This is a genomic window from Pseudomonas sp. LB3P58 (genome assembly GCF_054897895.1).
Window position 1 is genome coordinate 6613592 of sequence record NZ_JBUBVE010000001.1, and the last position, 22373, is coordinate 6635964.

Genomic DNA, 22373 nt, shown 5'->3' on the forward strand with positions numbered 1-22373 from the left:
TTTTCGAGGAAAGTGGTTGGTGAAGCCGATTTCAGGCTTTTCGCCTCGTTGTTCATGCGCGTGGTTTGTGCGCATGAGCCGATCATTTTCTGCTTCACTCAAGGCTCGCCCAAAGGCTTGCCGCCCGGATCATAGGGGAATGGCGTAATGGCAACGGTAGACCGCTGGCTGCTGCCAGATGGCATCGAAGAAGTACTGCCACCAGAAGCGGCGCGCATTGAAGTCGCGCGTCGTCAGGTGTTGGATCTGTTCCAGAGCTGGGGTTACGAGTTTGTCGTGACTCCCCATATCGAGTACCTGGAATCCCTGCTGACCGGCGCGGGCCAGGACCTCGATCTGCGTACCTTCAAGGTCATCGACCCGCAATCGGGCCGGCAGATGGGTTTCCGTGCTGACATCACGCCGCAAGTGGCGCGCATCGATGCGCACACCTTGCGTCGCGAAGGCCCGAGCCGTCTGTGCTATGCCGGTAGCGTGCTGCACGCTCAACCGCGCGCCTTGTCGTCCTCGCGCAGCCCGATCCAGCTGGGTGCCGAGTTGTACGGCGATGCCAGCCCGAGCAGCGACGTGGAAGTCATCAGCCTGATGTTGGCTATGCTGCAACTGGCGGATGTGCCGGATGTGCACATGGACCTCGGTCATGTGGGTATCTACCGTGGCCTGGCTCGCGCCGCCGGTTTGTCCGGTGAAGTCGAGCAACAGCTGTTCGATGCATTGCAACGTAAAGCCATCGACGAGGTCATTACCTTGACCGAAGGCTTGCCTGCCGATCTGTCGGGCATGTTGCGGGCGCTGGTCGACCTGTGTGGCGGCCGTGAAGTATTGAGCGCTGCCCGTGAGCGTCTGGCGAATGCGCCAGCGCCGGTATTGGCCGCTCTGGACGACTTGCTGGCGATTGCCGAGCGTCTGTCCACGCGTTTCCCTGAGTTGCCGTTGTATTTCGACCTGGGCGAGTTGCGCGGCTACCACTACCACACCGGTGTGGTGTTTGCGGTGTTCGTACCGGGTGTTGGCCAGTCCATTGCTCAGGGCGGTCGTTACGACGACATCGGTGCCGACTTCGGTCGTGCTCGTCCGGCAACCGGCTTTTCTACCGATTTGAAAACCCTGGTGACCCTGGGGCGTGCTGAGATCGAGTTACCGTCTGGCGGTATCTGGATGCCTGACAGTACGGATGCGGCACTCTGGCAGCAGGTTTGCCAGTTGCGCAGTGAGGGTCAGCGTGTCGTTCAGGCGTTGCCTGGGCAACCTTTGGCCGCCGCCCGTGAAGCGGACTGCGACCGGCAATTGATTCAGCAGAACGGGCTTTGGCAAGTATCGCCACTGGCTTCTTGAGTTTTCCTGTCGGCCGCGGCCGGCACCAAGTTTGCGCGAATGAGGACAAGTGTTATGGGTAAGAATGTCGTAGTCCTGGGCACCCAATGGGGTGATGAGGGCAAAGGCAAGATCGTTGATCTGCTGACCGAACATGCTGCCGCCGTAGTGCGCTACCAGGGTGGCCACAACGCTGGTCACACCCTGGTGATCGATGGCGAAAAAACCGTCTTGCACCTGATCCCGTCGGGCGTGCTGCGCGAAGGCGTGCAGTGCCTGATCGGCAACGGCGTGGTGGTTGCACCCGACGCTCTGCTGCGGGAAATCATCAAGCTGGAAGAGAAAGGCGTACCGGTGCGCGAGCGCCTGCGTATCAGCCCGTCCTGCCCGCTGATCCTGTCCTATCACGTAGCGCTGGACCAGGCGCGTGAAAAGGCCCGTGGCGAGCTGAAGATCGGTACGACCGGTCGCGGCATCGGCCCGGCGTACGAAGACAAGGTTGCACGTCGTGGCCTGCGCATCGGTGACCTGTTCCACCGCGAGCGTTTCGCCGCCAAGCTGGGCGAGTTGCTGGATTACCACAACTTCGTTCTGGTCAATTACTACAAAGAGCCTGCGATCGACTTCCAGAAAACACTCGACGAGTGCATGGAATACGCTGAGCTGCTGAAGCCGATGATGCTCGACGTCACCGCTGAGCTGCACGAGCTGCGTCGCGCTGGCAAAGACATCATGTTCGAAGGCGCCCAAGGCTCCCTGCTGGACATCGACCACGGTACCTACCCGTACGTCACCAGCTCCAACACCACCGCGGGCGGCATCGCCACCGGTTCGGGTTTTGGTCCGATGTACCTGGATTACATCCTCGGCATCACCAAGGCCTACACCACTCGCGTCGGTTCGGGTCCGTTCCCGACTGAGCTGTTTGATGATGTGGGTGCTTTCCTGGCCAAGCGTGGCCACGAGTTCGGCGCTACCACTGGCCGTGCCCGTCGTTGCGGCTGGTTCGATGCCGTCATCCTGCGTCGCGCTATCGACGTCAACAGCATCTCGGGCCTGTGCCTGACCAAGCTGGACGTGCTGGACGGTCTGGAAACCATCAACATCTGCGTTGGCTACAAGAACCAGGATGGTGCAGTGATCGACGCACCGACTGACGCCGACAGCTACATCGGCCTGGAGCCAGTGTACGAAGAGATGCCAGGCTGGACCGAATCCACCGTCGGTGCCAAGACCCTGGAAGAGCTGCCACAGGCTGCACGCAACTACATCAAACGCGTTGAAGAGTTGGTCGGTGCGCCGATTGACATTATTTCGACGGGCCCGGACCGCAACGAAACCATCGTTCTGCGTCACCCGTTCGCTTAATAAGTCGTTGATGTAAAACACAAAGGCCCCTCATTTGGGGCCTTTGTCGTATCTGTCTGCCGGACGGCACGACCCTTGCTGTGAACTTCATTAAGTGCATCGCTTTTAGCGTGCCATCAATTTAATGGCGTTAAAGCAGAGGGATTCTAAGTGTCAGCCGTTCTCTCACTGTTACAAAGCCGTCTATTACGGCCTGTGTTCGTTACCCTTGGTATCGCCCTTTTGGTGCAGGTGCTGGTGGCTGTTGCCTTGACTCGGAGCACAGTGACCGCGCTGGAAGCCGATCTGGGTGTGCGCCTGGGTGCCGACAGTCAAAAACTCTCCGGGGAACTTGAGCAGGCAGGGCGTGAAGTCACGTCGAGCCTCGACAGCCTCTCTACCAGCACGCGTCAGCGCCTTACGGCGGGCTTGTCCTCGCGATTGAAAGACGAGCAGGCACAACTGCGTGCGACGCTGGAGACGGATCTGAAGGACTCCGCCAATGATATGGCGCAGCTTTTGGCTTCGGTCGCACCCCGCGCCATGTGGGACAGCGACGTTCCAACCCTGTCCGAATTCGCCCGCCGGGCTCAGCGTAATCCCAACGTGCTATTCGTGGTCTACGACGACGCCACGGGGCAGCACCTGACGCGATACCTCAACCGCGAGAACCCGATCAACAAGGCGCTGCTAGAGAAAGGCCAGGGCGAACGGGCGCTGGACAAGGTGCTGGATGCGGCGAAGAACGATCCATCGGTCTATTACCTCGAAGCCTCGATCAATCCTAACGGCGTGGAAATCGGCAAGGTCTTGATGGGCGTCTCGACCGCCTCGGTGGAAACCGATCTGGCGGCCCTGGACAAACGCTTCTCGGCGCTGATCGCCAGCAGTGATCAATTGGTGGGCGACAGCCTCAAGGGCGCCGCAGCTGATAGCGCAGCCGCGATGGGCGCGCGCTTGCAGTCGGCGCAATCCACGGCCTCTGAAATGCAAGCCAACACCACCAGCACTGTTCAGGAAGCGGCGGGCACTTTGCGCTGGCGCATCGGCATGGGCCTGGCGCTGGTCGGTTGTGGTGTGCTGCTGTTGCTCGCGGTGGTACTGGGTCGTCGGGTGGTCAATCGCTTGAAATTGCTCATCGCTGCCATGGACGACCTGGCGGCGGGCGAGGGCGATCTGACCAAGCGCGTGCAGATCAACAGTAAGGACGAAATCGGCGACATGGCCTCGGCGGTCAATCGCTTTGTGGATAAGTTGCAGCCGATCGTGCGCGAAGCGGGCGATGTAGCTCAGCGTACCGGCGTGGAAATCGGCGCGATGACTTTGCGCAATGCCGGGGCCGATAAAGCGGCGGGCATGCAGCGCGATGAAGTGGCCGAGAGCCTGCGTGCGTTGTCGCAAATGGCTGACGAAGCCCAGTCTGAAAGTCATGCCATGCAGGCAGCCTTGCAGCAGGTGGTGGATATTCGTTCGGCCACGGATGAAAACACGCGGACGTCGGCGAAAGTCGGCAGCCTGATCGAGGCGTTGGCCGGGCAGGTAGACACCGGGGCGAAAGTCATCGAGCGGCTGGCGCAGCAGAGTGAGCAGATTGAAGTGGTGCTGACGGTGATTCACGGGATCGCCGAGCAAACCAACCTGCTGGCGCTCAACGCGGCCATCGAAGCCGCGCGTGCGGGCGAGACCGGTCGCGGGTTTGCCGTGGTGGCCGATGAAGTGCGGGCGCTGGCGAGCAAGACTCAGAGCTCCACCGGCGACATTCAGGCGCACATCGTTGCCTTGCAGCAAGGAGCGCGTGAGGCGGTGGCCGCGATCGGTCAGGCCGGGCGTCAGGCCAGTGAAGGTTTGCTGGTGCTGCGTGACAGTGCGCGGTTGCAGCAATCGGTGCAGGCGTCGGTCGAGCAAGTGCATGCGGCAATAGGTCTGGCAACGCAGGCAGCGGCGCATCAGGCGCAAGGCGCGCAAGCGGTGCGCGGTCGGGTTGAGACCATTCATGCGCAGGCTGAGAAAGCGGCTCAAGCGGTGGTGGAAACCACGGCCAGCGGCAAGGTGCTGGATGGCTTGGCGGCGCAGTTGAAGGCGAGCCTGGGGCAGTTCAGGGCTTAAGATTTGTGTTGGTTGGTCTGGCGTCATCGCGAGCAAGCTCGCTCCCACAGTGATTGTGAGTGGACACAAAATTTGTGAACACCTCCAATCAAAATGTGGGAGCGAGCTTGCTCGCGATGGCGATATCAGCGGCTCAGATACATCCGAGTCGTAAGCAAATAGACCGGCAACCCCGACACCAATATCAACAACGCCGCATAAGGCGCCGCCGCCGCAAACTCCACATTCGCGGTATGCGCCCAGACTTCCGTCGCCAGCGTATTGAGCCCGGTCGGACTCAGCAGCAAAGTCGCCGTCAGCTCCTTCATCGCATCCAGAAACACCAGCGCAAACGCCGCGCCTAGCGCCGGGAAGATAATCGGCAACGTCACCCGACAAAACGCACTGAAGGACGACGCTCCCAGCGTGCGTGCAGCCTCTTCCAGTTGCGGCGCAGCCTTGTTCAGCGCCGTGCGAATCGGTGCCTGTGCCAGCGGCAGAAACAACAGCGCATAAGCAATCAGCAGCAGCGCAGAAGTCTGGTACAGCGCCGGCACATAGTGCAGGGCGAAATACACCAGCGTCAGCGCGATCACCAGTCCTGGCAGCGCATGCAGCAGATACGGCACGCGCTCGGCCCAGATTGCCAATTGGCCTTTGTAGCGCACCACCAGCAACCCCACCGGCACTGCCAGCACCAGGCACAGCGCCGCGCCGCCCAGCGACAGCGCCAAAGACGACAACAGCGCCTCGCTGATCGCCGCCACCGGAAATGCCGCCGACGAGCCCACTGCCAGCCAGTACGCCAGCATCCCCAGCGGAATACCGCTGCCGATGATCGCCAATGACAGGCAATAAAGTTGTCCGGCAGCAGCCCAGGGCCCCAGCCGAACCTGTTCCGCATGCCGAGCCGCGCCCTGGCCGGTACGCACGTGTCGGCCCTTGCCGCGTACGCGCAGCTCCAGCCACAGCAGCATCAGACACAGCGCTAGCAACACGGCGGAAAGCATCGCAGCATTTGCGTTGCTGAATTCCAATTCGAACTGCTGATAGATTGCGGTGGTAAAAGTTTGCAGTCCGATGATCGACAGCGCACCGAACTCCACCAGCATGTGCAGGGCGATCAGCAGTGAGCCGGCGAGCAGTGACGGCCAGAGCAGCGGCAGGGTAATTCTGAAAAACACGCCCCAGCGATTCTGCCCCAGTGTGCGGGCGGATTCTTCGAGGGAGGGATCGAGATTGCGCAGGGTCGCCGCGACCGGCAGAAAGATCAGCGGGTACTTGGACAGGGTCATCACCAGGATCGCCCCGCCCAAGCCTTCGAAATGAGCGCTCAGCGATACCCAGGTAAAGCTGCTGACAAATGCCGGTACCGCGAACGGCAGGCACAGAATCACGCCCCACAAGCGCCGCCCCGGCAAGTTGCTGCGCTCAAGCAGCCAAGCCAGCGACAGGCCGATCACGCCACAGGCGAGCGTCACACCGACCATCAGCGCCAGGGTGTTGCGCAGCAGGCCAAACACATAAGGGCGCCACAACAAATGCAGCGCCTCGGCCCAGCCGGCCTGCCAGGTTTTGAGTCCGACATACGCCAGCGGCAACAGGCTGAGCACCACCAGCAACAAAACCGGTAGCAACAGCCAGATCGATGGCCGCTTGCGCCGTGGCACGTAACCCCCGCGCGCGACGGGGGCGGATAACGATGTGCTCATCAGTTCAAGCCAACGTCACGTTCCAGGTCCAGGGCTTCTTCGGCATTGCCGAGATCGGCTGGCGTGACCTTCGGTGCCTCAAGTTCGCTGAACGGCTTGAGCCCGCGATCCGATTCCATGCCTTTGTGCAGCGGGTATTCGGCGGTGGTCTGAGTGATCACGCGCTGACCTTCTTCACTGGCCATGTAGGCGAGAAATTGCTGGGCTTCTTTTGGATGCTTGCTGGATTTCAGTACGGCCGCACTGGAAACAGTGATCAGCCCGCCGACGTCGCCGCCGGTGAAGTAATGCAGTTTCGAATCGAGCTGGCCTTTTTCACGCTGCAAGGCAAACCAGTAATAGTTGTTCACCAGCACGGTAGCGACTTCGCCGTTTTCCACCGCCTTCAGTGCAACCATGTTGTTGCTGTAAGTCTTGCCGAAAGCACGCAAACCGGTCAGCCATTCTTCGGCCGCGTCCATGCCGTGCACTTTGATGATTGCCACGGCCTGTTCCTGGAAGGCGCCGCTGGTGGGTACGAAGCCGACTTTGCTTTGCCATTTCGGATCGGAGAACTCCATGACCGATTTGGGCAGGTCTTTTTCGTCAATTAGCTTGGGGTTGTAGGCGACCACGCGGACTCGGGCGGTGATGCCGATCCAGGTGCCGTTGCCGGCGACGTAGTCTTTCGGCAGAACGGCAAGGGTGGCGGCATCGGTCTGTGCCAGCAGGCCTTGTTCGCCGAGTTTGTTCAGTGGTGGCGATTCTTCGGTGTAGATCACGTCGGCAGGGGAGCGATCGCCTTCTTCGACGACCTGGCTGGCGAGCTGGTTGCTGCTGCCTTTGCGCACATTGACGTGAATCCCGGTCTTGGCTTCGAAGGCTTTGGCGATAGCGTCGCCGACTTCTTTGTGTTGACCGTTATAGAGTGTCAGGGAAACCGGTTCGGCGGCTTGGGTGAGGGGAGTGGCGAGTGCCAGGCCGAGCAGGGTGATGGTCAGGCCGCGGCGCAGGGTATTTCGAAACATCATTCGCAAGGTTCCTCACTGTCGCATTGCAAAAACTTGCAACAATGATAAACGATATTGTTTCTCAAGTGCGCCTTGCAGCGGGTGAGGGGTTGGTAGGAGCTGCCGAAGGTTGCGATCTTTTGATCTTGATTGTTGGCGGAGTTGAAATTGCTGAAGATCAAAAGATCGCAGCCTTCGGCAGCTCCTACACAAACCCCGGAAACGCAAAAACCCGCTTTCGCGGGTTTCTGTGAAATTCAAGATCGTGACCTTGAATTTGAATTGGTGCCCAGAAGAAGACTCGAACTTCCACGACCTTGCGGTCACCAGCACCTGAAGCTGGCGTGTCTACCAATTTCACCATCTGGGCATTATCTTCAGCGTTGCCGCTGTTGATGTGGCGCACTATACGGAGAGCTTTTTGATCTGTAAACCCCTGATTTAGTTTTAATAAATCAGAGGCTTAGAATGCAAAAAACCCGCTTTCGCGGGTTTTTGTGTGAGCCTTGAAATTGAACTAATCTCAAGCTCGAAATTGGTGCCCAGAAGAAGACTCGAACTTCCACGACCTTGCGGTCACCAGCACCTGAAGCTGGCGTGTCTACCAATTTCACCATCTGGGCATTATCGGCAATGCGTCTGCGTCGTCGATGGCGCGCACTATACGGAGCGTCTTTTTAACTGTAAACCCCTGAGGTCGAAAAAACCTGGAAAATTTTACCAATGGCATTTAATTCAGCTTCGCGCTGTCGATAAAGGGCTTTAGATGGGCTGTCATAGCCTGAAATTTCCCGTTTCATTACGCCTATGCCAAACTAACCCGCATATAGACAAGGTGAAAACTCTCTAATGGCCGATTGGCAGTCCCTCGATCCCGAGGCCGCTCGTGAAGCGGAAAAATATGAAAACCCTATTCCTAGCCGCGAACTGATCCTTCAGCACCTTGCTGATCGGGGTTCGCCTGCTAACCGTGAGCAACTGGTCGAAGAGTTTGGTCTGACCACAGAAGACCAGATCGAAGCCCTGCGCCGCCGCCTGCGCGCCATGGAGCGCGACGCTCAACTCATCTATACCCGTCGCGGTACTTATGCGCCGGTGGACAAGCTCGACCTGATCCTGGGTCGCATCAGCGGTCACCGTGACGGCTTCGGCTTCCTGGTCCCGGACGACGGCAGTGACGACCTGTTCATGAGCCCGGCGCAAATGCGTCTGGTGTTCGATGGCGACCGTGCCCTGGCCCGTGTTTCCGGCCTTGACCGTCGCGGTCGCCGCGAAGGCATGATCGTCGAAGTGGTCTCCCGTGCCCACGAGACCATCGTTGGCCGTTACTTCGAAGAGGGCGGCATTGGTTTCGTCGTTGCGGACAATCCGAAGATCCAGCAAGAAGTGCTGGTCACACCGGGTCGTAACGCCAACGCCCAGATCGGTCAGTTCGTCGAAGTGAAGATCACTCACTGGCCGACGCCACGCTTCCAGCCGCAAGGCGACGTGGTCGAAGTCGTGGGTAACTACATGGCGCCGGGCATGGAAATCGACGTTGCCCTGCGCACCTACGATATTCCTCACGTCTGGCCTGAGGCTGTGCTGAAAGAAGCCGCCAAGCTCAAGCCGGAAGTCGAAGAGAAAGACAAAGAGAAGCGCATCGACCTGCGCCATCTGCCGTTCGTGACCATCGACGGCGAAGATGCGCGCGACTTCGATGATGCGGTTTACTGCGAAGCCAAGCCGGGCAAGCTGCGCCTGTTCTCCGGAGGCTGGAAGTTGTACGTGGCGATTGCCGACGTTTCCAGCTACGTGAAAATCGGTTCGGCGCTGGACAACGAGTCCCAGGTTCGTGGCAACTCGGTGTACTTCCCCGAGCGCGTCGTGCCGATGCTGCCTGAGCAGTTGTCCAACGGCCTGTGCTCGCTGAACCCGCACGTCGATCGTCTGGCCATGGTTTGCGAGATGACCATCTCCAAATCCGGCGAAATGACCGACTACTGCTTCTACGAAGCGGTGATTCACTCCCACGCTCGCCTGACCTACAACAAAGTCAGCTCGATGCTGGAAACGCCGAAACTCACCGAGGCGCGTCAGCTTCGTGGTGAGTACAACGACGTTCTGCCGCACCTCAAGCAGCTTTACGCATTGTACAAAGTGCTGCTGGCCGCTCGTCACGTGCGTGGCGCGATCGATTTCGAAACACAGGAAACCCGGATCATCTTCGGGACCGAGCGCAAGATTGCCGAAATCCGTCCGACCGTTCGTAACGACGCCCACAAGCTGATCGAGGAATGCATGCTGGCGGCCAACGTGGCCACCGCCGAATTCCTGAAAAAACACGAAATCCCTGCGCTGTATCGCGTCCACGATGGCCCGCCACCGGAGCGTCTGGAAAAACTGCGCGCCTTCCTTGGCGAGCTCGGCCTGTCCCTGCACAAAGGCAAGGACGGCCCGTCGCCGAAGGATTACCAGGCATTGCTGGCGAGCATCAAGGACCGTCCGGATTTCCATCTGATCCAGACCGTCATGCTGCGTTCGTTGAGTCAGGCGGTGTATAGCGCCGATAACCAGGGCCACTTCGGCCTGAATTACGAAGCCTATACCCACTTCACTTCGCCGATCCGCCGCTACCCGGACTTGCTGACACACCGGGCGATTCGCAGCGTCATCCATTCGAAAATGGACACCCCGCACGTTCGCCGTGCTGGCGCGATGACCATTCCGAAGGCGCGCATCTATCCGTATGACGAAGCGATCCTGGAGCAGCTCGGCGAGCAGTGCTCGATGAGCGAGCGCCGTGCCGACGAAGCGACCCGCGACGTCGTGAACTGGCTCAAGTGCGAGTTCATGAAAGACCGTGTGGGTGAGTCGTTCCCGGGTGTGATCACTGCCGTGACTGGTTTTGGTCTGTTCGTCGAGCTGACCGATATTTACGTCGAAGGCTTGGTGCACGTCACCGCGCTGCCGGGTGATTACTACCACTTCGATCCTGTGCACCACCGCCTGGCCGGTGAGCGTACCGGTCGCAGCTTCCGTCTTGGCGATACCGTTGAAGTGCGCGTCATGCGCGTAGACCTCGACGAGCGCAAGATCGACTTCGAGATGGCTGAAAAAACCATCAGCGCGCCGATTGGTCGCAAGAAGCGCGGGACTGAAACCGCTGCACCCGCTTCCAAAACGGCTGCAGAGCCGGCCCCGGCGAAAACCGGTCGTCGTCCTGCCAAGGAAAAGGCTGTCGAGGCCTATCGCCCGAGCGATGCGGCGGCGAAAAATGCCGAACTGCGCAAAAGCCGTGAGATGAAGCAGGCGTTGCTGTCTGAAGCGAAAAGCGGCGGTAAAGCGGCGTCTGGGGGAAAGACCGGACGGTCGGCGCCTGACAAGGCTCCCGGCGGCAAGCCAGCCAAACCGAGCAAACACCGTAAAGGCCCGCCAAAAGCGGGTTCTGCTCCAGCCGCCAAAAGCGGCGGGGCGCGTAAACCGAAGGCCAAGTCATGAGTCAGTTGGAAAAGATCTACGGCGTGCACGCTGTAGAAGCGTTGCTGCGTCACCACCCGAAACGCGTCAAGCAGATCTGGTTGGCCGAAGGCCGCAGTGATCCGCGCTTTCAGACGCTGATCGAGCTGGCTAACGAAAATCGCGTGGCCGTCGGCAACGCCGAACGCCGTGAGCTGGATGCCTGGGTTGAAGGCGTGCACCAGGGCGTGGTGGCGGACGTGAGTCCGAGCCAGGTCTGGGGCGAGGCGATGCTCGACGAGCTGCTCGATCGCACCGAAGGCGCGCCGCTGTTGCTGGTGCTCGACGGCGTGACCGATCCGCACAACCTCGGCGCTTGCCTGCGTTCGGCTGATGCGGCCGGTGCGCTGGCTGTGATCATTCCGAAGGACAAGTCAGCCACGCTGACCCCAACGGTACGTAAAGTTGCCTGCGGCGCGGCGGAAGTGATTCCGTTGGTCGCCGTGACCAACCTGGCGCGCACCCTGGAAAAACTCAAGCAGCGCGGCTTGTGGGTCGTGGGTACGGCAGGTGAGGCTGAGGTCAATATTTATGACCAGGACATGACCGGGCCGACCATCCTGATCATGGGCGCCGAAGGCAGCGGCATGCGCCGCCTGACTCGCGATCTTTGCGACTACCTGGTGCACCTGCCGATGGCCGGTAGCGTCAGCAGCCTCAACGTGTCTGTGGCGACTGGCGTTTGCCTGTTCGAGGCTCAGCGTCAGCGCAGTGTCAAGGCTGCGGCGACTACCAAAAAGCCTTAAGTCGCACGCGATCCAAATGTGGGAGCGGGCTTGCTCGCGAAGAGGGAGTGTCAGTCGACATCAATGTTGACTGATGTACCGCATTCGCGAGCAAGCCCGCTCCCACAGTGGTTTGTGTCAGGGCAAAGATCGGTGGTGTGAGCGAGCTGTTCAAATAATCACCAATTGCCTTGCACCTCTTCTGTCCCTTCTCTACAATTGCGCCCCTTGCTGTGACGGCAGGCACGCATGTGTCTATCGCAAGCAAGTCCATAAGTGTCATTCACTCCTTGTCTGACCGCTTTTGAGCGGCAGGCTACAACCCGTAAGGAGCATTCATGCGTCATTACGAAATCATCTTTTTGGTCCACCCGGATCAAAGCGAGCAAGTCGGCGGCATGGTAGAGCGTTACACCAAGCTGATCGAAGAAGACGGCGGCAAAATCCACCGTCTGGAAGATTGGGGCCGTCGTCAACTGGCCTATGCAATCAACAATGTTCACAAGGCTCACTACGTGATGCTGAACGTTGAATGCACTGGCAAGGCCCTGGCCGAGCTGGAAGACAACTTCCGCTACAACGATGCAGTGATCCGTAACCTGGTCATCCGTCGCGAAGAAGCCGTTACCGGCCAATCCGAGATGCTCAAGGCTGAAGAAAACCGCAGTGAGCGCCGTGAGCGTCGCGACCGTCCTGAGCACGAAGGCGCTGAAAGCGCTGATAGTGATGACAGCGACAACAGCGATAACGCTGACGAGTAATCCACGGACCTTTTAAGGAGCCTATCAAATGGCACGTTTCTTCCGTCGTCGTAAATTCTGCCGCTTCACCGCTGAAGACGTGAAAGAGATCGATTACAAAGATCTCAACACTCTGAAAGCTTATGTATCCGAGACCGGCAAAATCGTTCCAAGCCGCATCACCGGTACCAAAGCACGTTATCAGCGTCAGCTGGCCACCGCTATCAAGCGCGCCCGCTTCCTGGCCCTGCTGGCCTACACCGACAGCCACGGCCGCTGAGACCGGGCAGTCGACACGTAGCAAAGGATTGAAAGCATGCGTGCCATAGCTGAGTTCATCATGCGCGGCCGTATGCAGGCCACTCTGGTAGTGGCTGGATGCGCAACATTGCCGTTGTTGTATTGGTTGGGTGCTGCCGCTGGTTGCCTTGTGCTCCTGCGGCGCGGATTGAAGGACGCCCTGGGCGTTCTTGCTCTGGGACTGCTGCCGGCGTTGATCTGGTGGTTTTACTCCGATGACCCACGGGCACTTCTGGTGCTGCTGGGGTCTTGGGGCCTTGCGTTGGTTTTGCGCGCAAGCGAGTCCTGGAACCGCGTGCTGCTGGTCAGCATAGCGATGGGAGTGGTGTTTTCAGTGGTGCTGGGGACGGCTTTTGGTCCCCAAATCGAGATGCTGGCGCAGGCTTTGATAAAAGTCATGCCGTCGCTACTCGGTGATGTCTACCAGAAGTTGTCGGTAGACGAGCAAGCGCATTTTGCGTCCCTGATCGCACCGGTCCTGACCGGCCTGATTGCGGCCTTGTTGCAAATCGTCAGTGTGCTGAGCCTGCTTGTCGGGCGCTACTGGCAGGCGTTGTTGTACAACCCGGGTGGTTTTGGTCGTGAGTTTCGCGCCATCCGATTCCCGCTGGGGCTGGCGATGTTACTGCTGGCGTTCATGCTTCTGGGACCGAACATCGGTCCACAGATGGCCATGTTGACGCCGTTGTGCAGTGTACCGCTGGTGTTCGCCGGGCTGGCCCTGATTCACGGGCTGGTGGCGCAAAAGCGACTGGCCAGATTCTGGCTGGTGGGGTTGTACGTCACGCTGTTGCTGTTCATGCAGCTGATCTATCCGTTGCTGGTGGTCTTGGCCATCGTCGACAGCCTGATTGATTTTCGCGGTCGTTCGACGCCGAAAGACGTCGATAGCGCGAACGGTGAAGGTTAAAAGTTAAGAGGATTTTCACATGCAACTGATCCTTCTGGAAAAAGTCACCAACCTGGGCAACCTGGGTGACAAAGTGAACGTTAAGGCTGGTTACGGTCGTAACTACCTGCTGCCTTACGGCAAAGCTACCGCTGCGACCGCTGCCAACCTGGCTGCGTTCGAAGAGCGTCGCGCTGAGCTGGAAAAAGCCGCAGCAGATCGTAAAACTTCGGCTGAAAGCCGCGCTGCCCAACTGGCTGAGCTGGAAGTGACTATCACTGCCACCGCTGGCGACGAAGGCAAGCTGTTCGGTTCGATCGGTACTCACGACATCGCTGATGCACTGACCGCCTCTGGCGTTGAAGTTGCAAAAAGCGAAGTTCGTCTGCCGAACGGCACTATCCGCAACGTAGGCGAATTCGACGTAGCCGTGCACCTGCACGCCGAAGTTGAAGCCACCGTACGCGTTGTCGTGGTAGCAGCTTAAGCAGCACTTGTCGGCTGGCACCCTCGGGTGCTTGCCGGTAACATCGGGCACGATCCTGTTTACAGGTCGTGCCCTTTGTCTTTCTGCAGTTCCTGATTTTCACAAAACTAATTCAAGTGGCCATGAACGATATCTCCGCTCCCGAGCAATACGATCTGCAAACCGCTGCCCTGAAGGTGCCGCCGCATTCCATCGAGGCCGAACAGGCCGTACTCGGTGGTTTGATGCTGGACAACAACGCCTGGGAGCGCGTGCTTGATCAGGTGTCGGACGGCGATTTTTATCGACATGACCACCGCCTGATCTTCCGTGCGATCGCCAAGCTCGCCGACCAGAATTCGCCGATCGACGTCGTGACCCTTGCCGAGCAATTGGACAAGGAAGGTCAGACTTCGCAAGTCGGCGGCCTCGGATACCTTGGCGAACTGGCAAAAAACACGCCGTCCGTCGCCAACATCAAGGCCTATGCGCAGATCGTTCGTGCACGAGCGACCTTGCGCCAACTGATCGGCATCGCCACCGAGATCGCTGACAGCGCCTTCAATCCGGAAGGTCGCTCCGCGGAAGAGATCCTCGACGAAGCTGAACGGCAGATCTTCCAGATCGCTGAGGCCCGGCCAAAAACCGGCGGCCCGGTGAGCGTGAATGACCTGTTGACCAAGGCCATCGACCGCATCGACACCTTGTTCAACACTGACAACGCCATTACCGGCCTGTCCACCGGTTACACCGATCTCGACGGTATGACCAGCGGCCTGCAACCGTCTGACCTGATCATCGTCGCCGGCCGTCCATCCATGGGTAAAACCACCTTTGCGATGAACCTGGTGGAAAACGCCGTGCTGCGCAGCGACAAATGCGTATTGGTTTACTCGCTGGAGATGCCAGGCGAATCGCTGATCATGCGTATGTTGTCGTCCCTCGGCCGGATCGATCAGACCAAGGTTCGTGCCGGTCGTCTGGAAGACGACGATTGGCCGCGCCTGACATCGGCGGTCAACTTGCTCAACGATCGCAAGCTGTTCATTGACGATACGGCCGGTATCAGCCCCTCGGAAATGCGCGCACGGACCCGCCGATTGGTGCGTGAGCACGGTGACGTCGCCCTGATCATGATCGACTACCTGCAATTGATGCAGATTCCAGGTTCCAGCGGTGACAACCGGACCAACGAGATTTCCGAGATCTCCCGTTCCTTGAAAGCCCTGGCCAAGGAATTCAACTGCCCGGTGGTGGCGTTGTCCCAGCTCAACCGCTCCCTGGAGCAACGACCGAACAAGCGCCCGATCAACTCTGACCTCCGGGAATCCGGAGCGATCGAGCAGGATGCCGACGTGATCATGTTCGTGTACCGGGACGAGGTGTATCACCCGGAAACCGAGCACAAAGGCATCGCCGAGATCATCATCGGCAAGCAGCGGAACGGCCCGATCGGTACGTCGCGACTGGCGTTCATCGGTAAGTACACCCGCTTCGAAAACCTCGCGCCGGGCAGCTATAACTTCGACGACGAATAACACTGGTGTGCCGACGGTTGATGACCTTGTTTCAGGGGAACAGGGCTCTGATCGCTGGCTCGGTGTAGCCATAGTTCCAGCGCAGTTCGTTGTCGACGGGAATGTCGTCGATGGCAAAGAACACATACAGCAGGTAGTTTTCTTTGCGCCCGCCTTGGGCTTGAACCTCCACGTCAAACGGCACGGCTTCGACGTTGTAACCCGCTGCCGCCTGTCGTGCCGGTTTGCCCTGCTTGTATTCAAAGATGGTATTCATTCGGGACAGTACGTTGTCTCCCGACAACAGAACGTTATGGCGCTTGGTGTGGGTGAACAGCTTTCTAGGTAGTACGTCGATGAGGAACGGGTCCTTTCTGGCAACTCCGACATAACCGGGTATCAATCCTCCGCCATAGACCCCAAGAATCTCCCCTTTCGCCAGCGGCTTTTTGCTGCTCACCATGTCTTGCCCGATCAAGGTTCTTTCTTCGGGCGCCTTGCAGTCGGCGGCGGTGAATGTGCGTAGCGCCAATTTTTCTTCGTACAGGTTGGCAACGCCTTCGAAGCTTTCCCATTGAATGTAAGGTTTGACTGCTGCGGCCCCATAGCGGGTGCCGCCATAAGCAGATGTGACCTGTTGCTGAATTTTTTTGATACGCAACGGCTGCCCTTGCAGGTCCCTGATAGGGTAGCGGCCGTTGTTGGCGCGATCATAGCCACCGAGAGTGTTGGGGGCCTGTTGAAAGGATCTGATGCTGGACATGTGGTCACGTTCGGCGGCAGTGAATGGCACAGGCATGATGTATTCGGTGGTGCTGTAATAGCTGCCGCTTGTCTCCTCCGGGATATCAAGGTGTCTTGACGAGCCAACGCCCGGTGTACCGCCCGGTAGTCCCATATCGGAATCGATCTCCCAGCCGCCCCCAACCTTTTGTCGTACGTAGGGCTTGTACGCTCGATAGGGGCTGCGCGCATCAATGACTTGCCAACCCGGTTTGGCGTACTGCACCTGATAGTACTGGCGGTTTTCCAGCACGTAGTATTTGTACATGCCACCTTGTAGGGGGGGCTGTTCATAGACTCCGTCTGCGCGTAGCGACAGGTTCGTCGGTGTTTCTTGTCGGGCAAAATGGGTGTCAAGGGGGAAGCCCGGGTTTACGGGCTCGGTAGCCCATGACGCAGTACCTTCCCGAATAGCCAGGGGTTGTTTGTGCAGACGCTCTATGACGTTGTTGAGCACGCTCTTCACACGGTCAGACCACCGGTTGTCATCTCTGCTCAAGGCAAGGCGTTCAGTTTCGGGTAGGACCGCTTTGATCGAGTTGTAGAGGTCGGCCGGTCCATCAAGCGGATTTCCCGCAGCATCGTAAGCCCTGTACAGCACGCCCTCTCGAACCAGAACTCCGCGATGAACGGCTGTGACACTGCCGACACTGCTCAGCAATGTGCCGTTGAGGGTTCCATCGCGCATTTCGATACGCACTGAGTCGGCCCAGTTGGGCAATTGCTCAAGGCTCGTGAGGATGAGTTGGTCGGTGTTAAGAGGGCGAGCGGAATCAAGATAAAGCCCCTCATAAATACGTACTGTTTCAATTTCTCTGGAGTACTCGGCTGCTTCCTTTTCCATGAGTGGCAGCAACTGTTTTTCCCGCACGATTTGCTGTTCTTCCTGTGGGCTGATGCTGAGCGTCAACTGCTGCAGATAGCTTTTTGGAAGCGTTGGGTTCTTCGTGCGAATGTGTTCCTGTCTTACGGTTTACGGTTTCCGGTTGTTCGGTCAGCGCATAAATCTGTGGGAACAGCAGGTCTTTTGTTGCCGCAAGATGGGTCTCGAGACGCTGCGCCAGGCGCTCTGCGTTAGTGGCAGTGGACGGCGCCAGCCCGTTGAGCAGTTCATTGAACTCATCCGTTCTCAGCTTCTCGACAACGGTGTCTATTAGTTCTCCATTTCTGAGTTGAGCGTAGGTCAATCTAAGTTCGGGCTGTGTTGTATTGGCGGAGTCACCAAAAGAAAAGAGCGTTTCAGCCCCATCGACGACGGTCAGGCGTCGAGTGGTTGACCAGCCGCTCAGTGTGGTGAGCAGGTGCAGCAAGATGTACGGTGAATAAGGGCCGGTTTTATTTCCTTTGCTACGTTCTATCTTGAAATCTTTTATTTCCTGCCTCAAATCAAAGCGCTTCAATACATCGGTCAGCAGGGCCGGCGGACGTTGGGTGCTTAGATGAAGTTCAATGAGAGCCAATCTGTCTAATCCGCTGACCAGCAGAATGGGCTCGACGGCTTCTTGGCGGATATTGCGTGCGACAGTGCCAAGACGCCTGATCAGTTTCAACCCATCCCAAGTGCTTGGGTCCTCGTGCAGATGGCGCCATCCGGCGGCATCGTTTTGTAACATCTGTGGGGCATACCCGTTTGGGTCAGAAGGGTGTTGCAGCTCCCACTGCTGGGTGGCGATGTCGACCTTTACTTCATAGAAATGGTCTTCCAGTGCTACATAGGTTTTTGCGTTGTGGTTATAAAGCCCTTGAGCGTCGGGGTGGATGTTCTCGGGTAGTTGAAGTGCCTGACGATAGGGCGTCAGATCGGGGTGCCAGAGTTGTTCGCTATTGTTGCGCAACCTGATTCTTACCAAGTTGGTGGCGAGCCCGGTGGTTTTGATTGCGCCGGCCGTGAGGATGCCCAGGGCAGCGGCGTCTGCGACATCCAGCAGATCATTCAGTGCTTCGTCGGTATCGCCACGACTCCAGGCGGCAACGCCGTGATAGACCGAGTTGAGTAACTGCAAGGCGGTTACCGCCAACATCACCTCACCGATGATCGGTATGAAGGACGCGGCGAAAAATAACAGCGACTCTCCTGCTGCTTCGAGCTCCTGACGTTTTTTCAAGCTGCCGGCGGTGTTGGCATCTGCCGTGGGGACCGACAGCACACGAGCGTCAGCTTTCAGGTGGGCAATGCGTTGCCTGAAGGCCGTTTCATAGAAGTCACCGGCAATATCCACACGCACCAAGGGTTTGGCAAAAGACGGATTACCAAGGCGGTTTGCGCCTGACCACAAAGTGCCTGTGGTCAGCGGCGTTCCCTGGCGCTCAAACGGAATGAAGCGATTGAAGAACTTCCGGTAGGAGGGAGCCTCCAGTTTGATTGCCAGGGCTGTTTGAAGATCGCCATACGAGTTGTATCGTTTGATCGCGTCATCGGGATCATCGGGAATGTAAAGGACGTGTTTGATCTGAGGCCATTTGTCCCGAAACATCAGGATGCCTGGCAGGGCTGTGCCGTCCAGGGTCAGGTGTGAACAGATCAAGTCCCTGTGGCTGCCGGCGTGGCTCAGTTCGAGTAATAGTGCGTAAAGATCTGTGCTGATGGATTTCTTCATCAGGGCGATGTGGATCGCCGCCTCAAAGGTATTTTGGTCGTCGCTCCTGATCAGGGCTTTTATCTGGTTTGCCGAGCGAGTGGCGGTTGTTCCCGCAGTCGCAGAAGGTTCCAGTATTTCGCTGATGTGTCTCTGGTACTGCATACCGATGTCCAGCTCGCGACACACCCTGGCGAAGTGCTCTGGGCTGACAGCGCTTTTTTTCTTTTCGTCGTACCCGGACACATAAATGGCCGATCCCGCTTCAAAACCACCGTTCAGAGCTTCGGAAGATTCGAAGTTCTGCAGGGCGGCGTCTACAAGCGTTTGTTCGGTGGTTTTATGGTGTGTTTTGATCAGCCCCAAGAGGTGGGAGTGCTTCCACTCGCGTAGCAGTGTGGATTTTTCAGCGTCCAGCGATCCCAGGTGTCCTGTGAGCTTTTCGCTCAACAAGGTTCGGGCAAAGTTCAAGGGGTTTTTCAGATCTTCGAAGACGGGGGCCAACGCCTGCCGGGCTGCATTGCTTTTGAGCAGGCAGGCGCGAAACGTTTTGCGCTGTTCAGGTGATCCATCGACTAGCCAGTCAGGCAGCTTGCTCTGGATGAAGCTTGCATGAGCAGATAGGGGCGGCGGGGTAGGTGCGGGGGCTGTATTGAGTAAAGTCGAATCGTTCAAGGGCGCTCCGTGGCTCTGGATAAGCCAGCCTGGTAGTTGAAGCGCCAGACTACCCGCGGGATTTTTTCTTGAGGAATACCTATGTAGTGACATGTGCTCAGCGAAATGTGATGTATCGGTCAGGGGCAGACCTGATGGTAAAAGCCGACCGCTATTGTCGGAATTGGTTATTTTTTGTGCTATATTCCGCCCCCGCGATTTTTCATCTCAACACCGGTCATCGTCATGCAAACAGCCAAGCCGTTATTTGACTATCCCAAGTACTGGGCCGAATGCTTCGGTCCAGCGCCATTCCTGCCGATGAGCAGGGAGGAGATGGATCAGCTTGGCTGGGATTCATGCGACATCATCATCGTCACCGGTGATGCGTACGTTGACCATCCGTCGTTCGGCATGGCAATCATCGGCCGGCTGCTGGAGTCGCAAGGCTTCCGCGTCGGGATCATTGCCCAGCCGGACTGGCAGTCCAAAGACGACTTCATGAAGCTCGGCGAGCCGAACCTGTTCTTCGGCGTCGCGGCCGGCAACATGGACTCGATGATCAACCGCTACACCGCCGACAAAAAAATCCGCTCCGATGACGCCTACACTCCCGGCGGCATGGCGGGCAAACGTCCGGACCGCGCGAGCCTGGTTTACAGCCAGCGTTGCAAGGAAGCCTACAAGAACGTGCCGATCGTTCTCGGTGGCATTGAAGCGTCCCTGCGTCGCATCGCCCACTACGATTACTGGCAGGACCGGGTTCGCAACTCGATCCTGATCGACGCCTGCGCCGACATCCTGCTCTACGGCAACGCCGAGCGTGCGATCGTCGAAGTCGCCCAGCGTCTGTCCTACGGTCACAAGATCGAAGACATCACCGATGTGCGCGGCACCGCGTTCATCCGTCGTGACACGCCGAAAGACTGGTACGAAGTCGATTCCACGCGCATCGACCGTCCGGGCAAGATCGACAAGATCATCAACCCGTACGTGAACACCCAGGACACCCAGGCCTGCGCGATCGAGCAGGAAAAAGGTCCGGCTGAAGACCCAAGCGAAGCCAAGGTCGTACAGATCCTGGCCAGTCCGAAGATGACTCGCGACAAGACCGTGATTCGTCTGCCTTCGGTTGAGAAAGTCCGCGGTGACGCGGTTCTTTATGCTCACGCCAACCGCGTGCTTCACCTGGAAACCAACCCGGGTAACGCCCGTGCGCTGGTGCAGAAGCACGGCGAAGTCGACGTCTGGTTCAACCCGCCTCCGATTCCGATGACCACCGAAGAAATGGACTACGTGTTCGGCATGCCCTATGCGCGCATTCCGCACCCGGCGTACGGCAAGGAAAAGATCCCTGCCTACGACATGATCCGCTTCTCGGTGAACATCATGCGTGGCTGCTTCGGCGGCTGCACCTTCTGCTCGATCACCGAGCACGAAGGCCGGATCATCCAGAACCGTTCCGAAGAGTCGATCATTCGCGAAATCGAAGAGATCCGCGACAAGGTTCCAGGCTTCACCGGCGTCATTTCCGACCTCGGCGGCCCGACCGCGAACATGTACCGTATCGCCTGCAAGACCCCGGAAATCGAATCCGCGTGCCGCAAGCCGTCGTGCGTGTTCCCGGGCATTTGCCCGAACCTGAACACCGATCACTCGTCGCTGATCCAGCTGTATCGCAGCGCCCGTGCCTTGCCGGGTGTGAAGAAGATCCTGATCGCTTCCGGCCTGCGCTACGACCTCGCGGTCGAGTCGCCGGAATACGTCAAAGAGCTGGTGACCCACCACGTTGGTGGTTACCTGAAGATCGCCCCGGAACACACCGAGGAAGGTCCGCTCAATCAGATGATGAAACCGGGCATCGGCAGCTATGACAAGTTCAAGCGCATGTTCGAGAAGTACTCCAAGGAAGCCGGGAAAGAGCAGTACCTGATTCCGTACTTCATCGCCGCTCACCCGGGCACGACTGACGAAGACATGATGAACCTGGCCCTGTGGCTCAAGGGTAACGGCTTCCGTGCCGACCAGGTGCAAGCGTTCTATCCGTCGCCGATGGCCACCGCCACCGCGATGTACCACTCGGGCAAGAACCCGCTGCGTAAGGTGACTTACAAGAGCGACGCCGTGACCATCGTCAAGAGCGAAGAGCAGCGTCGTCTGCACAAGGCGTTCTTGCGTTATCACGACCCGAAAGGCTGGCCGATGCTGCGTGAAGCGCTGACCCGCATGGGCCGCGCCGACCTGATCGGGCCGGGCAAGAACCAGTTGATCCCGCTGCACCAGCCTGCGACCGACAGCTACCAGAGCGCCCGTCGCAAGAACTCGACACCGGCCGGCAGCCATAAAGTGGCCGGGGAAAAGACCACCAAAATCCTGACCCAGCACACGGGCTTGCCACCGCGCGCCAGCGATGGCGGTAACCCGTGGGACAAGCGTGAACAGGCCAAGGCAGCGGCATTCGCCCGCAACCAGCAGGCGGCCAAGGATCGCAAGGACGCGGCCAAAGGCAAAGGACCGAAGCCTGCGCGCAAGCCGGTTGTACCGCGCTAAGCCACGTTTGAGCTGAACAGAACGCCAACCTTCGGGTTGGCGTTTTGCGTTGTGGATATCTGCTTTTGTAGTGTCAGGTAGAACCACCCCTCACCCCAACCCTCCCGAAACGTCGGACCGCCCCATAGGGGAGAGGGGAAAGGGGGCCGATCCCAAGCCTTTCAAAACCTGAGTTCGGCTCGATATCTCAGGTCGATGTAGCTCTAAGAACAACTCGGTCAGTTCCCT

The 22373-nt window shown here is 58.5% G+C and carries 16 protein-coding genes and 2 tRNA genes; 12 read left to right on the forward strand and 6 right to left on the reverse strand.

Annotation, left to right across the window (positions count from 1 at the left end):
• Nucleotides 1-147: 147 nt before the first annotated feature.
• From ACYZTZ_RS30745 to ACYZTZ_RS30755, 3 genes are all read left to right on the forward strand, one after another.
• Nucleotides 148-1335 carry an ATP phosphoribosyltransferase regulatory subunit gene (locus tag ACYZTZ_RS30745; protein ID WP_007939588.1) on the forward strand — a complete coding sequence of 396 codons (1188 nt, stop codon included), beginning with the start codon at nt 148-150 and terminating at the stop codon, nt 1333-1335.
• A gap of 54 nt (nt 1336-1389) precedes the next feature.
• Entirely contained in the window at nt 1390-2682 is a 1293-nt protein-coding gene (locus ACYZTZ_RS30750; protein WP_010464193.1) for an adenylosuccinate synthase, read from the forward strand.
• Between the two features lie 150 nt (nt 2683-2832).
• Nucleotides 2833-4767, forward strand: a complete 1935-nt coding sequence (locus ACYZTZ_RS30755; RefSeq protein ID WP_462000604.1) for a methyl-accepting chemotaxis protein — start codon at nt 2833-2835, stop codon at nt 4765-4767.
• A gap of 125 nt (nt 4768-4892) precedes the next feature.
• Here ACYZTZ_RS30755 and ACYZTZ_RS30760 read toward each other — a convergent pair whose 3' ends face one another.
• Together ACYZTZ_RS30760 and ACYZTZ_RS30765 are read right to left on the reverse strand one after the other, a co-directional pair.
• A complete protein-coding gene (locus ACYZTZ_RS30760; protein WP_462000606.1) occupies nt 4893-6458 on the reverse strand; it encodes an ABC transporter permease in 1566 nt (521 codons plus the stop codon).
• Nucleotides 6458-7468: an extracellular solute-binding protein gene (locus ACYZTZ_RS30765; protein ID WP_462000607.1), complete on the reverse strand. Its 1011-nt coding sequence runs from the start codon at nt 7466-7468 to the stop codon at nt 6458-6460. Before ACYZTZ_RS30765 ends, ACYZTZ_RS30760 begins: the two co-directional genes overlap by 1 nt.
• Before the next feature lie 41 nt (nt 7469-7509).
• On the opposite strand from ACYZTZ_RS30765, the gene ACYZTZ_RS30770 reads away from it, so the two are divergent.
• Nucleotides 7510-7701 (forward strand): hypothetical protein, encoded by a 192-nt coding sequence (locus ACYZTZ_RS30770; protein WP_462000608.1) that lies wholly within the window; start codon nt 7510-7512, stop codon nt 7699-7701.
• 29 nt (nt 7702-7730) lie between these two features.
• Here the strand turns inward: ACYZTZ_RS30770 and ACYZTZ_RS30775 are convergent.
• Nucleotides 7731-7817, reverse strand: a tRNA-Leu gene (locus ACYZTZ_RS30775).
• A gap of 166 nt (nt 7818-7983) precedes the next feature.
• Nucleotides 7984-8070 (reverse strand) — tRNA-Leu (locus ACYZTZ_RS30780).
• A 226-nt stretch (nt 8071-8296) separates the two neighbouring features.
• Between ACYZTZ_RS30780 and rnr the strand changes: the two genes are divergently transcribed.
• The 7 genes from rnr to dnaB all read left to right on the forward strand — a co-directional run bounded on the left by rnr (nt 8297) and on the right by dnaB (nt 15603).
• The gene (rnr, locus tag ACYZTZ_RS30785; protein WP_056746341.1) at nt 8297-10927 is read left to right on the forward strand and encodes a ribonuclease R; all 2631 of its coding nucleotides are present in this window, start codon (nt 8297-8299) and stop codon (nt 10925-10927) included.
• A complete protein-coding gene (gene rlmB, locus ACYZTZ_RS30790; protein WP_462000609.1) occupies nt 10924-11691 on the forward strand; it encodes a 23S rRNA (guanosine(2251)-2'-O)-methyltransferase RlmB in 768 nt (255 codons plus the stop codon). The genes rnr and rlmB overlap by 4 nt, the downstream gene beginning before the upstream one ends.
• Nucleotides 11692-12008: 317 nt before the next feature.
• On the forward strand, nt 12009-12431 hold the full coding sequence (rpsF, locus tag ACYZTZ_RS30795) for a 30S ribosomal protein S6 (protein WP_003217491.1): 423 nt from the start codon (nt 12009-12011) through the stop codon (nt 12429-12431).
• 28 nt (nt 12432-12459) lie between these two features.
• Nucleotides 12460-12690, forward strand: coding sequence for a 30S ribosomal protein S18 (gene rpsR, locus ACYZTZ_RS30800; RefSeq protein ID WP_002551829.1), 231 nt, complete (start codon nt 12460-12462; stop codon nt 12688-12690).
• 36 nt (nt 12691-12726) lie between these two features.
• Complete coding sequence (locus ACYZTZ_RS30805) at nt 12727-13620, forward strand: hypothetical protein (protein ID WP_462000610.1); 894 nt, start codon at nt 12727-12729, stop codon at nt 13618-13620.
• Between the two features lie 19 nt (nt 13621-13639).
• The gene (gene rplI / locus ACYZTZ_RS30810; RefSeq protein ID WP_003197251.1) at nt 13640-14086 is read left to right on the forward strand and encodes a 50S ribosomal protein L9; all 447 of its coding nucleotides are present in this window, start codon (nt 13640-13642) and stop codon (nt 14084-14086) included.
• A gap of 122 nt (nt 14087-14208) precedes the next feature.
• On the forward strand, nt 14209-15603 hold the full coding sequence (dnaB, locus tag ACYZTZ_RS30815; protein ID WP_046044831.1) for a replicative DNA helicase: 1395 nt from the start codon (nt 14209-14211) through the stop codon (nt 15601-15603).
• Nucleotides 15604-15634: 31 nt separating this feature from the next.
• Here dnaB and ACYZTZ_RS30820 read toward each other — a convergent pair whose 3' ends face one another.
• Nucleotides 15635-17236, reverse strand: a complete 1602-nt coding sequence (locus ACYZTZ_RS30820) for a hypothetical protein (RefSeq protein WP_462000611.1) — start codon at nt 17234-17236, stop codon at nt 15635-15637.
• The gene (locus ACYZTZ_RS30825) at nt 17172-19616 is read right to left on the reverse strand and encodes a dermonecrotic toxin domain-containing protein (protein ID WP_462000612.1); all 2445 of its coding nucleotides are present in this window, start codon (nt 19614-19616) and stop codon (nt 17172-17174) included. The genes ACYZTZ_RS30820 and ACYZTZ_RS30825 overlap by 65 nt, the downstream gene beginning before the upstream one ends.
• 225 nt (nt 19617-19841) lie before the next feature.
• Between ACYZTZ_RS30825 and ACYZTZ_RS30830 the strand changes: the two genes are divergently transcribed.
• A complete protein-coding gene (locus tag ACYZTZ_RS30830) occupies nt 19842-22145 on the forward strand; it encodes a YgiQ family radical SAM protein (RefSeq protein ID WP_462000613.1) in 2304 nt (767 codons plus the stop codon).
• Nucleotides 22146-22373 lie beyond the last annotated feature (228 nt).